Annotated in this window: 12 protein-coding genes; all 12 read left to right on the forward strand. The window is 57.8% G+C overall.

Annotated elements, in window-relative coordinates:
- Positions 1-13: 13 nt before the first annotated feature.
- The 12 genes from DW082_RS06975 (at position 14) to DW082_RS07030 (ending at position 14,419) form a co-directional block, all read left to right on the forward strand.
- Positions 14-694, forward strand: coding sequence for a GntR family transcriptional regulator (locus DW082_RS06975; RefSeq protein WP_259335548.1), 681 nt, complete (start codon positions 14-16; stop codon positions 692-694).
- Positions 695-750: 56 nt separating this feature from the next.
- Positions 751-1,707 (forward strand): SIS domain-containing protein, encoded by a 957-nt coding sequence (locus DW082_RS06980; RefSeq protein ID WP_055205463.1) that lies wholly within the window; start codon positions 751-753, stop codon positions 1,705-1,707.
- Between the two features lie 218 nt (positions 1,708-1,925).
- Complete coding sequence (locus tag DW082_RS06985; protein WP_055205464.1) at positions 1,926-2,840, forward strand: AraC family transcriptional regulator; 915 nt, start codon at positions 1,926-1,928, stop codon at positions 2,838-2,840.
- A 117-nt stretch (positions 2,841-2,957) separates the two neighbouring features.
- Positions 2,958-3,398 carry a hypothetical protein gene (locus tag DW082_RS06990; RefSeq protein WP_118457966.1) on the forward strand — a complete coding sequence of 147 codons (441 nt, stop codon included), beginning with the start codon at positions 2,958-2,960 and terminating at the stop codon, positions 3,396-3,398.
- A 46-nt stretch (positions 3,399-3,444) separates the two neighbouring features.
- Positions 3,445-4,044 carry a hypothetical protein gene (locus DW082_RS06995; protein ID WP_118457967.1) on the forward strand — a complete coding sequence of 200 codons (600 nt, stop codon included), beginning with the start codon at positions 3,445-3,447 and terminating at the stop codon, positions 4,042-4,044.
- 86 nt (positions 4,045-4,130) lie between these two features.
- Positions 4,131-5,846: a glycosyl hydrolase gene (locus DW082_RS07000; protein WP_118457969.1), complete on the forward strand. Its 1,716-nt coding sequence runs from the start codon at positions 4,131-4,133 to the stop codon at positions 5,844-5,846.
- Positions 5,810-7,228, forward strand: a complete 1,419-nt coding sequence (locus DW082_RS07005) for a hypothetical protein (protein WP_118457971.1) — start codon at positions 5,810-5,812, stop codon at positions 7,226-7,228. Before DW082_RS07000 ends, DW082_RS07005 begins: the two co-directional genes overlap by 37 nt.
- 26 nt (positions 7,229-7,254) lie before the next feature.
- Positions 7,255-8,664 carry an L-fucose/L-arabinose isomerase family protein gene (locus tag DW082_RS07010; RefSeq protein ID WP_118457973.1) on the forward strand — a complete coding sequence of 470 codons (1,410 nt, stop codon included), beginning with the start codon at positions 7,255-7,257 and terminating at the stop codon, positions 8,662-8,664.
- A 23-nt stretch (positions 8,665-8,687) separates the two neighbouring features.
- Positions 8,688-9,893: a hypothetical protein gene (locus tag DW082_RS07015; RefSeq protein ID WP_147386985.1), complete on the forward strand. Its 1,206-nt coding sequence runs from the start codon at positions 8,688-8,690 to the stop codon at positions 9,891-9,893.
- A gap of 79 nt (positions 9,894-9,972) precedes the next feature.
- Complete coding sequence (locus DW082_RS07020; protein WP_182424117.1) at positions 9,973-12,309, forward strand: hypothetical protein; 2,337 nt, start codon at positions 9,973-9,975, stop codon at positions 12,307-12,309.
- Between the two features lie 217 nt (positions 12,310-12,526).
- Positions 12,527-13,048 (forward strand): YtfJ family protein, encoded by a 522-nt coding sequence (locus DW082_RS07025; RefSeq protein WP_055205470.1) that lies wholly within the window; start codon positions 12,527-12,529, stop codon positions 13,046-13,048.
- A 129-nt stretch (positions 13,049-13,177) separates the two neighbouring features.
- The gene (locus DW082_RS07030) at positions 13,178-14,419 is read left to right on the forward strand and encodes a BamA/TamA family outer membrane protein (RefSeq protein WP_055205471.1); all 1,242 of its coding nucleotides are present in this window, start codon (positions 13,178-13,180) and stop codon (positions 14,417-14,419) included.
- The last annotated feature ends 2 nt before the right edge of the window (positions 14,420-14,421 follow it).

Here is a 14,421-nt window from a genome sequence, read left to right on the forward strand (position 1 = left end):
GCAGTATAAACAAATGTACGAAACGTTGCGCGGACAGATCGCGTCGGGGGAATTCCGTCCGGGCGACTTGCTGCCGTCCGAGCACGACCTTTGCCGGCAGTACCGTCTGGCGCGGCCGACCGTGCGCAAGGCGCTCGACCAGTTGGTCGCCGACGGGTTCATCGTCAAGCACCAAGGCAAAGGCAGTATCGTCAAAGGGGCGCCCAAAGGAATCGGCATCCTGTCGCTGACCGGAACGACCTCGGCGCTGAGCAGCGCGAATCTTTCGACGCACATCATCCTGAAGCCGGAGTCCCGGCCGCTGGACGAGGCGTTTTCATTCCCGGTCGAACCGCAGGAGCAGCGGGCCGGCTGTTTTTATTTCGAGCGGCTGCGGCTGGTGAACGGCGAGCCGGTGTTTTTCGATATAACGATGCTGCCCGATATCAACCTGCCCCGTTTCGCCGAATACGATCTCGAAAACCGTTCGCTGTTCGATTCGCTGCGAACGCGCTATCAGATCGTCGTGACCGGCGGAACGCAGCAGCTTTTCGCGATCCGCGCCGACAAGCGGCTGCAGGAGTACCTGAACGTGCGCGCCGGCCATCCGATCCTGCAGTTGAACCGGAAGATCGAGACTAATCGTCCCGGTTTCCATATTTACAGTCAGGTTTTCTGTGCCACGCAGGGCTACGGCCTGATCGGAACTTTTTGATAAGAGGGGGATTCATTGCATAATCGACCGAATTTATTATGAAAAACGATACGAATATGAGTCAGATCAAGCAGTATGCGATCGATACGTTCAACGCCGAGGCGGACGCCATTCGCAACCTGAGCAACCTGTTGACCGACGATTTCGACCAGGCGGTCGAGGCGATACTGGTTTGTACCGGCAAGGTCGTCGTTACCGGCATGGGCAAATCGGGTATCATCGGTAAAAAAATCGCCGCTACGCTGGCCAGTACCGGGACGCCGGCTTTTTTCCTGCATCCGGGCGAAGCCTATCACGGCGACCTGGGTATGATCTCGAAGAACGACGTGGTGCTGGCGATCGCCAATTCGGGACAGACCGACGAGGTGCTGAAGCTGATCCCGTTCATGCAGAACAACGGCAATACGATCATCGCCATTACCGGCAACCCGCAGTCAACGCTGGCTAAAAATGCGCATTTTCATTTGAATATCAATGTGGGGCGCGAAGCGTGTCCGCTGAATCTGGCTCCCACGTCGTCGACGACCGCGATGCTTGTGATGGGCGACGCGCTGGCGATCGCGCTGATGAAGATGCGGAATTTCAAGGCGGAGGATTACGCCGTGTTTCATCCGGGCGGAAGCCTCGGACGCCGGCTGTTGACCCGCGTGCGCGACGTGATGCGCAAGGACGGCGTTCCGTGCGTTCCGAAGACGATGACCCTCGGCGAGGTCATCATTGCGATCAGCGACGCCCGGCTCGGGATTGCCGCGGTCGTCGAGAACGGCAAGTTGATCGGTGTGATTACCGACGGGGACGTGCGCCGGGCGATGGCTAAATACAAGGAGAATTTTTTCCGGATCGAGGCGCAGGAGATCATGTCGCGCAATCCGAAAACCATTTCGCCCGATGTCCGCATTACGGCGGCCGAGGAGATGATGCGCGTCAACAAGATTCATTCGATCATCGTGGTCGACGATGCGGGCGCCGTGGCGGGCGTCGTCGAATTTTTCAACGTGTCGGTGCTCGGGTAGCGTTCCGAAATGCCGTAAGCGACCGTCGAAAAGCCCGCGCAGAATAATTCTGCGCGGGCTTTTCGCATATCGGGTCGTGGTATGGGTATATTGCGGCGGCTCGGTTGCCGTTTGCGGCCGAATAAGCGGCTTCCGGGGCGGCCGTTTTTGCATTATGCGAAAAAAGAATTAATTTTGAGGACGGCGGCGGGCATCCGCGGCCGCTAAACCGGAATCCGATGGCAACGAAGGATCAGAGCGAGTTCAAATACCTGGTGGCGAACGATCGGGACCGGCTGTGGGGAATTACCGTCACGTCGGTCGGTTTTCAGCGCATCGATGCGGACGAAGCCTATCCTCCGGCCGACCACCCGGCCGGTTATTATTTCAACGTGACCGCCGGCCGGGTGCTCGACGAATACCAGTTGATCTACGTGGTCGACGGAGAGGGCGTTTTCGAATCCGACGGCAAGACATACGCGCTGGCTCCCGGGGCGATGTTCTTGATCTTTCCCGGATGCTGGCATACGTACCGTCCGAACCGCAAAACCGGTTGGAGCGTCTATTGGATCGGTTTCCGGGGCAAGGTGGTCGACGAACGGGTTGCCGGCGGCTTTTTCAGCGGGCGTTCGCCGGTCTACAACGTAGGGATCAGTACGCTGGCGATCGACGTTTACCGCGGCGCGATGCAGGCGGCCGGACAGGAGGGCCCTTATTACCAGCAGATGCTGTCCGGCGCCGTTTCGCTGTTGATGGGGGTGGCGCTGAACCTGAATTCCGGCCGGAAATCCCCGAACGACGAGACGTGCGATAAAATCGCCCGGGCGAAGGTGATCATGCGCGATAACCTGTCCGAAAATATCAGCGCGCAGGAGGTGGCCCGGCGGCTGCATGTCAGCTACTCGTGGTTCCGCACGGCGTTCAAACGGCACGCCGGGATGGCGCCGGCGCAGTATATCCTCGAACTGAAACTGTTCCGGGCGATGGAGTTGCTTTCCGATCCGGCGATGACGGTCAAGGAGGTTTCCTATGCGTTGGATTTCAACTCTTCGCGTTATTTCTCCAGCTTTTTCCGCAAGCGCACCGGGTACAGTCCACAGGAGTACCGCTGCCGGCTGCGCGGCAGCGAAGCCACGGACGATCCGCTCGACTGACGGATCAAAAATCAGAACTTATATATCAATTTTGGAACACGATCCGCGTCCGGTCGTTTTACTTTTGTATGAACGAGGGAGATCGTGCGTAATTTTTTAACCCGAACAGAAATCGTTATGAAAAAGAAACTGTTTGTCGCCGCGGCCTTGCTGGCGGCGATGGGCGCGTCCGGCAAGGGACGCGATGCCGCTCCGAAACGGATCGCCGATTCCGACGGAATCGTCCGGATCGAGGTGCTCGCCTGCGAGGATACGATCCTCCGCCGCGGTTCTCCGGATACGGAAGATATCAAATACGGATTCGAGGGCGGCCGGGTCGTGAAAATCGGAAACACTTATCACATGATCACGTCGGAGATGGTCGGCGATCCGTACTGCGTGCGGATGCGCACCGGCTACTGGACTTCCGAGAACGGAACGGACTGGCGCCGCCGGGCCACGATCCGCGAGTCGGACGCCGATTTTACCGGCGCGTCGCAGCGCGCGGCGATCTGGGGGCCGATGATGGTCTACCATAAAAAAAGACAAACGGTGGCATCTCTTTTACGTATGCTATAAGGCGCTTCCGCAGCAACCCGACGTCAATAACCTGAATTTTGACGGCGTGATTCAGCACGCCGTTTCCGATGTAAAAGGAATCGAAGGGATCGGCGGTCCCTATACCGACCGCGAAATATTGATGCGCTACGACGAGAATCCCGATCCGTGGGAGGGACATCAGGGGGTCGATTCGTTTTTCCCGTATCAAATCGGAAAGCAGTGGTACGCGCTGTACGGCAGCGCGACGACCCAGCAGATGTCCACCTGTAGGTGGATGGTCGGGATGGCCCGGGCCGACCGGATCGAAGGGCCGTGGACGCGGATGAGCGAACTGAACCCGGTAGGCCTGGAGAGTTTTGCCGAGAATCCGATCGTGATGCGGCTCGAAAACGGAGTTTATATCGCGATCGTCGACGGCGGTCCGTGGGTCGATAAGCTGGGATATACGTTGTCGTGGGACGGTGTGCACTGGTCGAAACTGCGCCACATCGACATCGAACCGGTCGTGAAAAAATGGTGGACCGCGCTGCGGACGCCGATTTCGCTGATCAAGGAGAAAGACGGCACGTATACGATGTTCTTCACCGCATTTAAGGATTACGACGGCCTGTCGTACGGGGTGGTCAGCAAGTTGAAACTGAAACTTACCTTTCTAAATAAATAACCGTGTCGGGGGAGACGAAGGCGCGCGCCGGTACGGAACGGGGGCTCTTTTCGGTGCGGGCGGCATAACCTACAAATATTGGACGAATGAAAAAAATCCACTTGACCATCCTGTCTTTGATGCTTGCCGTCGGCGGAACTGCCGACGCGCAGGACGGAGCCGACGCGCAATCGGCGCAGCGGCTTTTCGATCAATTCGCCGATCCCGGCAGCGAGTTCCGCACCAAGCCGTTTATGGTGTGGAACACCGAGATTACGCCGCACCGGATCGACCGTATCCTTTCCGAATATAAGGAACAGGGCTGCGGCGGCGTATTTATCCATCCGCGGCTCGGACTGATTACCGAGTACCTGTCGCCGACGTGGAACGAGATGGTGAAATATACGGTGGACAAGGGGCGCGATCTGGGACTCGAAGTGTGGCTTTACGACGAAAATTCCTACCCGAGCGGTTTCGCCGGCGGGCATGTGCCGCGCGAGATGCCGGAAGCGTTCAACCGGGGACAGGGCCTGAAACCGACGGCGGCCGATACGATGCCCGCCGATGTTTCGAAATATTTCGTGATCGTCGCCGAGGAGGACGGTAAATTCGAAAACGTTACCGGTCGGGCCGCTTCGATGGCCGGACGGCCGGGCCGGTTTTACCTGTATGAAAAGACTTTTTACCAGCCGTCGCCGTGGTATGCCGGCGGGCCGTATGTCGACTTGCTGGCGCACGGGGTGACCGACAAATTCATGGAGATCACGATGCAGGGTTACGAAAAGACGTTTGGAGGCGACCTGAAGGGAAATGTGAAGGGCGTTTTTACCGACGAACCCGAGATCGTGTCGCCCGGCGGCGTGCGTTGGACGCCCGATCTGTTCGACGTTTTCCGTAGCGAGTACGGTTATGATCTGAGCGACTGCTTGCCGCAGTTGCACGAGGAAATCGGGGATTGGCGAAAGGTGCGTCACGACTATTTCCAGTTGCTCAACCGCCTGTTTGTCGAGCGCTGGGCCAGGCCGTGGTACGATTACTGTGCCGGGAAAGGGATTTCGTGGACGGGGCACTACTGGGAGCATAACTGGCCGCTGGTGACCGGCGTAACGGACAACATGTCGATGGCCGCGTGGCAGCAGGTTCCGGGGATCGACATGCTGTTCAACCAGTTCAATGAAAAGAGCACCGGCGCGCAGTTCGGGAATATCCGGTCGGTGAAGGAGGTGCGGAGCATAGCCAACCAGCTCGGGCGGCGGCGCGTCCTGAGCGAAACTTACGGCGGCGGAGGATGGAACGTGACGTTCAAAGATATGAAACGGCTGTGCGACTGGCAGATGGTGCTGGGCGTCAACTTGGTCAATCAGCACGTAGGGCACATGAGCATGGCCGGGGTGCGTAAGTTCGACTATCCGCCGATGTTCAATCAGAGCGCCGCGTGGTGGAACGACTACCGGGCGCTGAACGATTACATCGCCCGCATTTGCGCGGCGATGAGCCTCGGCGAACAGCGAAACGATATTCTGGTGCTGGAACCTACGACCTCGGTATGGATGTATAACCAGTATTGCGGGACTGCGTCTTTGAACCGGGCGATGGAGATCGGGCAGGCGTTTCAGGATTTGGTGACGGAACTCGAACACGCGCAGGTGGAATTCGACCTGGGATGCGAAAATATTTCCGGACGAACGGAAGCGTCCGCGACGGAAAGTTCGTCGTTGGGCAGCGGGCGTACGGTACTTTTGTCGTTGCGCCGCAGACCGAAAACCTCGAACGCGAAACGTTCGATATGTTGCGCGGGTTTGTGCGCACCGGCGGCCGGCTGATCGCTTTCGGGCATCCGTCCCGCGTGGAAGGCGAACCGTCTGCGGAAGCGGAAGCTTTTTTTGCGTCGGACAGCGTGATTTCGCTGGCGGAATGCACGCCGGAAGCGATCGACCGTTATTTGCGCAGCGAGGGCATCCGGTTTGTCCGCCGGGAAGGGGGCGATCTGCACCATCACCGCAGGGAGTTCGACGGCGGCCAAACGCTGCTGCTGGTGAATGCTTCGCTCGACGAAGCATCCGACGTGGAAGTCGCGCTGAACGGGAAACATGCCGTGCGGATGGATGCGCTCGACGGGAAGGTATATGAAATGCCGGTCGAAACGGCAAATGGTGCTGTGACCGTAAAAACCCGTGTCGAACCGGCCGGCAGCGTGCTGCTGTATGTTTCTAACGATCCGGTCGAAGCCCGGAAACCGCAGGTGTCGACGGGCGGTACGCCGTTGCAGGCCGACGGTCCGGTGCGAATCGCACGCCACAGGGACAACGTGCTGCTGATCGATTTTATCGATTTGCAAAACGGGGACAAGCAGTACAAAGATATTTATTACAACAATGCAGGCGCGGAAGTATTCCGCAACGCCGGGCTGAGCGGCAATCCGTGGTTCTGGGCGATGCAGTACAAGCAGGATATCGTGAACATGGATCTTTCGGCGGCGCCGGGCTTTACGGCCGCTTACCGTTTTACCGTTTCGGGAGCCGGGGTGGATACGAAGTCGATGAAGATTCTGGTGGAACGCCCCTGGCTGTACACCGTTAAGGTGAACGGTACGCCCGTGCAAGCCGGCGAAGATTGGCTGCTGGACGAAGAGTTCAAGTTGATCCCGGTCGGAAAATACGTGCATTCCGGAGAGAATACGGTCGAACTGGTCGCCGCTAAAACGACCGTCCATACCGAATTGGGCGCTGTCTATGTGCTGGGCGATTTCGAAGTCGTACAGCGCGGCGACCGCTGGACGATCGTGCCGGCGGCCCGTTACGGTTCACTGCGGAACTGGCAGGCGCTCGGCGCGCCGTTCTACCCGTGGGAGATGAAATACGCGAAACGCTTCAAAGTGAACGGCGTTGCCGGGAAAAGCTATTACGTAAAGGCCGACCGCTGGACGGGGTCGCTCGTCGAGGTATGGGTCAACGGCCGTAAGGCGGGCATCGTTTTCGCCGAGCCGTACACGCTCGATGTCACGCCTTTCGTCCGGAAAGGGAAAAACGACGTCGAACTGCGCGTGGTGGGAAACATGGAAAACCTGATCGGTCCGCATCACGTCGCCTACGACGGCATTGTCGATCCGAACCGGTGGAACGTGCCGCAGTTGCGTAAGGCGTCGGAATATTTCCTGACGCCGTTCGGGTTGCAGGAGGATTTTGCGCTCGTCGAATGCGAATAATTGTTTTTTGAAAACGAATAAAAAACATGAAAATCGGACTTTTTGGAATCGGACTGAATACTTATTGGGGGCAGTTCGACGGTTTGCTGGAACGTTTGCAGGGCTACCAGCGGCAGATCGCGGAAAAAATGAGCGGCATGGGGGCCGAGGTGGTCGACGCCGGGATGGTGGACGACCCGGCGAAAGCGGACGCCGCCGCGCGGCGGCTGAAAGAAAACGATGTGGAACTGGTGTTTCTGTACATATCGACTTACGCGCTGTCGTCGACGGTGCTGCCGGTGGTGCAGCGGCTCGGCGTGCCGGTGATCGTGCTGAACCTGCAGCCCGCCGCGGCGATCGACTACGATTACCTGAACGGCATGGGCGACCGCGGTCGGATGACCGGCGAGTGGCTGTCGCACTGCCAGGCCTGCTCGGTGCCGGAAGTGGCCTGCGTGTTCAACCGGCTGGGACTGAAATACGACATCGTGACCGGATACCTGGCCGAGGAGTCCGTCTGGGAGCAGATCGGAGTGTGGATCGAAGCGGCCGGTGTAGCCGCCGCGATGCGTCGGAACCGGATGGGGGTGCTCGGCCATTACTATTGCGGGATGCTCGACGTATATACCGACCTTACGCGGATGTCCGGCGTATTCGGGACGCATGTCGAACTGCTCGAAATGTGCGAACTGAAAGAGCTGCGCGACCGCGTGACCGATGCTGAAACCGCCGCTAAGATCGAGGAGTTCCGTTCGACTTTCGACGTAGCCGCCGATTGCGAACCGTACGAGGTGGAACGCGCCGCGCGGACTTCGGTCGCGCTCGACAAATTGGTGGAGGCGCACCGGCTCGGCTCGATGGCTTATTATTACGAAGGGGCCGCCGGCAACGAATACGAAAATATCGTGACGTCGGTGATCGCCGGCAATACGTTGCTGACCGGCCGTAACATTCCGGTCGCCGGCGAGTGCGAAGTGAAGAATGCTCATGCGATGAAGATACTGGCCGAATTCGGGGCCGGCGGGTCGTTCTCGGAGCCTTATGCGATGGATTTCGACGACGACGTGGTGCTGTGGGGACACGACGGTCCGGCGCATTTTGCGATCGCCGAAGGCCGCGTGGGACTGGTGCCGCTGCCGATCTATCACGGCAAACCGGGCAAAGGACTTTCGATCCAGATGAGCGTCCGCCGCGGACCGGTGACGCTGCTGTCGGTGGTTGAGGGCCGCGACGGGGTGTTTTTGCTGACCGCCGAAGGAGAGTCCGTCGAGGGTAAGGTGCTGCAGATCGGCAATACGAACAGCCGGTATCGTTTCCCGATCGGCGCCCGCGCCTTTATGGACGGATGGGCCAAGGCCGGGCCTGCCCACCACTGTGCGATCGGTATCGGTCATCTGGGTGATAAAATCGAAAAACTGGGCTTCCTGCTGGGCATCCCGGTGGTGAAGGTATGCTGAGCCGGCGGAAAATAACGGGCGACTTGCTCGTTCTGTTGACCGGCGGACTGTTGGCGCTGGCGCCGGCGGGGTGCTCCGTGTCCGGGAATGCGGAACGATTGACCTGGGACCGCAAGCCGGTATTAGACCATGCGCCCCGATTTTCCGTCGGGGAGTGGGAACGTCCGCAGCGGGCCGTGCTGGACGGTTTCCTGCATGCCTACCAGCCTTGTGTGATCGAGACGGACGATTCGGAATACCCTTATCGGATGTGGTTTTTCGGCTGGATCGTCGATCCGACAAATCCCGAATATCCCGGCTGCGATGCGATCTACCATGCCCGTTCGCGCGATCTGGATCGTTGGGAGGTGCTTTGTAAAGACGGCAGTTGGAGCGACGACCGACCAGAGGATTGGGCCTCGACGCTGTTCGCTTCGACCGACGGCGACCGGCATTATTACCATGCGTGGCATGTGGGCGATCCGTCGGTCGTCTTTCGCGACGGGGTGTATTACATGGCTTTCAGTTCGACGTCGAAACCGCTGGACGGGCCGCTTGCGGGGTATCCTTCCGGGATGATGTTGTGCGTAATGGGGGCTACGTCCGTTGATGGGGTTCATTGGCACAAGCGCGAAGAGCCGCTGCTGATCGCGCAGTGCGATTCGGTGTTCCCGCCCCGGGCCGCCGCCGCCCGGGTAGGCGACTTTCACCGGCCGACGCTGATGTGGGACGAGCAGCAGCAGGCGTGGAAGCTCTATTTCGACTATTACAACGCTTCCCTTCCGGGGAACTGCCATATGGGGCTGGCCGAGTGTCGGGGCGATTTCCGGACGGGGCGTTTCGATTTTGTCCATTCCCTCGACGAACCGCTGCTCGACAATTGGCCCAATCCGGAAGTGGTTAAGATCGGCACGGGTTACTACTGTTTTTCCGATCCGCCCGGTTACGCTCCTGCGGATAAGACTCCCGGGCGCTTCGAGGGATGGGACAGCCGCCAGCTCCGGACGGCTTTTTCGGCCGACGGGCGGCATTGGGAGAAGGGCGAATTTATCCCGCCCGATCCCGGAATCGCCGCCTGCCAGGTGCCGCAGACCTTCGTCTGCCGCCGCGACGGCAAATGGTGGCTCTACCTGTTCTATGCCACGCAGATCGGCCGCCGGGACAACGGCCGTCGGTACGAATGGTTCCGCGAAGGGGAGTACAATTGGTTTTACGACCAGATCCGCTATATGCGGCAAGAGATCAAATGACAGAAACGTCGGGAGAACGTTTCGTAAATCCGTCGGCGGGATTTCGAATGAAAAACTGAACTTAAACCTAATATCAAAAATGAAATCGTTGAAAATAATTTGCGCGATCCTGTGTGCCGGACTATCGTTTCCGGCTGCTGCTGCGGGGTCGCAGATCGGAGAACGGTTGATGTGGACCGACGCGGCAACGGCCGCGCCCGATATCCATGTCGGTTTCCGCGGAACGTTTACGCTTGACTCGGACGCCCGCGTCGACCTGCGGCTGAGCGGGGCTTCGTGGTATGTGGTCTGGATCGACGGGGAGTATTTTACCGAAGGGCCCGACCGTTATACGGCGGCTTATCCGGAGTACCAGCTTCGTAGCGTCGATCTGAAAAAAGGAAAACACACGATCGCCGTGCAGTTGCAGTACGAAGGGGTCGTTACCCGCATTCTGCACCCGATACAGCCGTTCCTCTACCTGGAGGCTGCGGTCGGAGGCAAGGAACTGCCGATCGACTGGCGCTGCCAGCGACTTGCCGGTTATAGCTCGCAGGTGCGCCGGATCAACCCGCAGTTGGGGTGGATCGAGTGGCTCGATACCCGCGCCTTGCAAAAGGATTGGCAGCAGCCCGCCTACGACGATTCGTCGTGGGGAAAGCCCGTTTTCGTCGAACGCGCGATCGGGGAATTCGCCGCATCGAAGATCGCTCCGGTCAAAAGCTTGAAGATCGAACCGAAGCTGATCGCCTCCGGCGAACTGGCCGAAGTGTTCGGTTATCCGGGCGATAATCCGGGGGCCAGCTTTTTCCTGCGCGACTTGTCGCCGGAACGTTATCCGGGGCAAGGCGTTTGGCGGCGTTACGATCTCGGCCGGGTACGCCTGGCGCGTCCCGACCTGGTGCTCGATCTGCCTGCCGGAGCTGTCGTGGAGATCGCTTCCAGCGAATTCCTCAGCGACGGCCGCGTCGCCCCGTGGATCACGCTGTCGGCCGGGGATTCCTATAATATGTACCGCTTTATCGCCCGCGGCGGCGAGCAGCGTTTTTTCCCGCTGATCCCGCACGGGGGCCGTTTCGTCGAAGTGCATGTGATCGCGCCGAAGGACAGCGTGCGTTTCGTCGACGAGTCGTTCGTCGAAAGGGGGTATTACGACCGTGCGGACGGCTGTTTTTCGAGCGCGGACGATCTGCTCAATACGATTTGGAACACCGGGATCGAGACCTACAAAGCGTGCAGCGAGGATGCCCTGATCGACAATCCGACCCGCGAGCGCGGACAGTGGCTCGGCGATGTCGGTATCGTCGGCATGGAGATCGGGGCTGTCGGTTTCTCCGATATCGGTATCGTGCGCCGCGGCTTGGTGCAGTCGGCCCAGTGCGCCAATCCGGAAGGCCTGGTGGCCGGACTGTGTCCCGGCGGGGAATCTTACATGGCTTCCTATGCGCTGCAATGGGTTCCGGCCTGCCTGAATTACTGGCGGCTGACCGGCGACCGCACGGTGCTCGACGAATTGTTCGCCGCGGCCGAAAAGAACGTCGCCGCATTCGATCCGTACCTGACCGATCAGGGAATTACCAACGATTGCCCTTACTGGAACTTCATCGACTGGGGGTACGTAGCCAACGATGGCGGCAGCGATATGGCGCTGAACCTGCACTATATGATTGCCGTGCAGACGATGACGCGCTGGGCGGCCGAACTGGGACTCGAAGACAGGGAGGCCTACTACCGCGAAAAAGCCGCGAAGTTCAGCGGAATACTGGATCGTTACTACGCGCAGTACGGGTACGATTGGGATAAGATCGGATACCACCGCACGGTACTCGGCATGAAGGCCGGACTGATTCCGCAGCAGTACCGTCCGGCGGCGGTCGCTTTTATCAAAAAACATATCTTAAACTGCTTTCCGAACAACCCGGACGCTCCTCGGTTGAGCGATCCGGCTGCGAACAACCCGCAGTTGATTACGCCCTATTTTTCGCATTACGCTTTTCCGATCCTGTTCGAGAACGGGGAGACGGATTTCGTCCTCGATCAGTACCGCAAATGCTGGGGCTGGGCGTTGGGCGAAGGGCGCACGACTTGGGTGGAAGTGTTCGATACGCGTTGGACGCATTGCCACCAGTGGGCGGGAGCGCCGACCTGGCAGCTTTCGCGCTATGCGCTAGGGCTGAATCCCCGGTTCGACCGCGCAGTGAATTCGTTCGACCTGACGCTGCACGTCGGTTCGCTCGATCGCGCCTCGGGTAAAATTCCGTTGCCGTCGGGCGCCGTCGTCGGGGTCGACTGGACGCTGAAAGACGGTACGGTCTATTATACGGTCACCGCTCCGGACGAAGCGGTCGAGATTTTCACCGGGCAGGGAAAGAAAAAAGTGCAGGTGAAAGCCAACACTTCCCGGACGCTCGAACTGCCTGCGGTTTCGTCCCGGTAACCGGGGCTTCGGGTTTGGTTTCGGAGTGCGGATCATTTTACAGGATCCGCACTGTTTTATTGTAACTTTTTTCCGGCTTTCCCGTTTAATTCAGATAAAGCGGTTGGCTCGTGTGAGGATTGTTTTAAAGGGATGAGAAAATAGTCGAAAACGGGAAAACTTTTTTAGTTTTCCGTTTTTGGCCTATATTTGTGAATCCATTTAAAAATAAAATCGTATGAAACGTTTAAATTACCTGATTTTCATGTTCATGATGGTCTCCCCGGCGTTCTTGTCCGCTCAGACTGCTACGGTCGGATCGAAAGTAGGTCCTGTTAAAATATGCGATCCGAGCAACGAGCCTGTGGAGCTGCCGTATTTGGGCAAGAAAAACCTGCTGATTTTTTACGTGGACCCCGATAAGGCCAATCAGAATAAGGAGTTCCGCGAGAACCTCGAAAAGAACCAGATCGAGAGCGACAATATATACAGTTTCGGCGTGGTCAATCTCAAGGATGCTCCGTTGCTGCCGAATGCGATCGTGCGGGCTATGATTCGCAAAAAAGTCAAACAAACGGGAGCCGCGATCTATACCGATCCCGATTACATGCTGCGCGACGGGTGGAATCTGGGGGACGTGAACGATATGTTCGTGTTGATTTTCGTGAACAAGGACAAAGAGATCGAGTTTTTGTCGAAGGGGGAGCTTTCGCAGAATCAAATCGATGAATTTTACAGAGTTATCAATAAATACAAGTGATAGCTGAATTGTGGCGATTATTCACTACTTTTGCCCGCAAAACGAACGGGGGACAATGTTTTCTCTGTTGAAAAGTTCCTGAATATGGAGACCACGAAGAAAATTTTGTTACTTGTATTGACAGTTTGTATGAATTTTGCGACGGTTTCCGGCCGGACGGCTGCGACCGGCGGATCGGAAGGAGAGACGGCGGAGGCTGCGGCCGATTCGACGCTGTACCTTTCGAACGACACGATCGTCAAACCGTCGGGGGATACGACGGTGAAGCATCTGTACGTGACGCGGTTGAAGAAATCGGGGGATACGGTGGTGAGGAAGAATAATTTCTTCAGGCGTTTTTATCGCTATTTCGAAACCGCCAACGAAGATAAGACCCAAACGAAGAAGCTGGACTTCAGTATTATTGGGGGACCGCACTATTCGTCCGATATCAAACTGGGAATCGGGATCGTGGCTGCCGGATTGTACCGGGTCGATAAAAAGGACCTCAGCATACAGCCGTCGAGCGTCTCGTTGTTCGGGGATATTACTACGACCGGTTTTTATCTGCTGGGCGTGAGTAACAATACGCTGCTCAAAGGGGGAAAGTACCGGGTCGGTTTCTCGACCTATTTCTTTTCGTTCCCGAGCGCGTTCTGGGGAATCGGTTATGACAACGCTACGTATGCGACTCCCGGCAGCTACAAGCGATTGCAGAACCAGGTGAAGGCGGATTTCATGTTCCGGGTGGCGAAGAATTTCTATCTCGGCGTCGATGCGAGTTTCAACTACATCGAAGGGAAGGATTTTTCGGACGTCGGTTATCTGAGAGGGGAAGCTACCCGTTATATCAATACCGGCGTGGGAGGCTACCTGATGTACGATACGCGGGATTTTATTCCCAATCCGTGGCGAGGGGTTTATGTGAAGCTGGAACAGCGGGTTTTCCCCGGTTTCTTCGGGAACAAAGGGGCGTTTTCGCGTACCGAACTCCAGGTGGACGCCTATCATCAGGTGTGGAAAGGGGGCGTTATGGCCTACGACCTGTACGGGGTGTTCAACTACGGCAATACGCCGTGGACGATGCTCGCCCTGATGGGGGGATCGACCCGGATGCGCGGATATTACGAAGGCCGTTACCGGGATAAGCAGATGATCGAGATCCAGGCCGAACTGCGGCAGAAGATTTACGGGCGCAGCGGGATCGCCGTTTGGGTGGGAGCCGGCAACGTCTTCCCGAGCCTGAACAAGTTCAACCCGGCGCATACGCTGCCCAACTACGGGATCGGTTACCGCTGGGAGTTCAAAAAGCGGGTGAACGTCCGGTTGGACTACGGTTTTGGAAAGAAGGGACAGAACGGATTTCTGTTCAGTATTAACGAAGCATTTTAATG

It is taken from the genome of Alistipes sp. AF48-12 (assembly GCF_003477565.1).
GTDB classification, from domain to species: domain Bacteria; phylum Bacteroidota; class Bacteroidia; order Bacteroidales; family Rikenellaceae; genus Alistipes_A; species Alistipes_A hominis.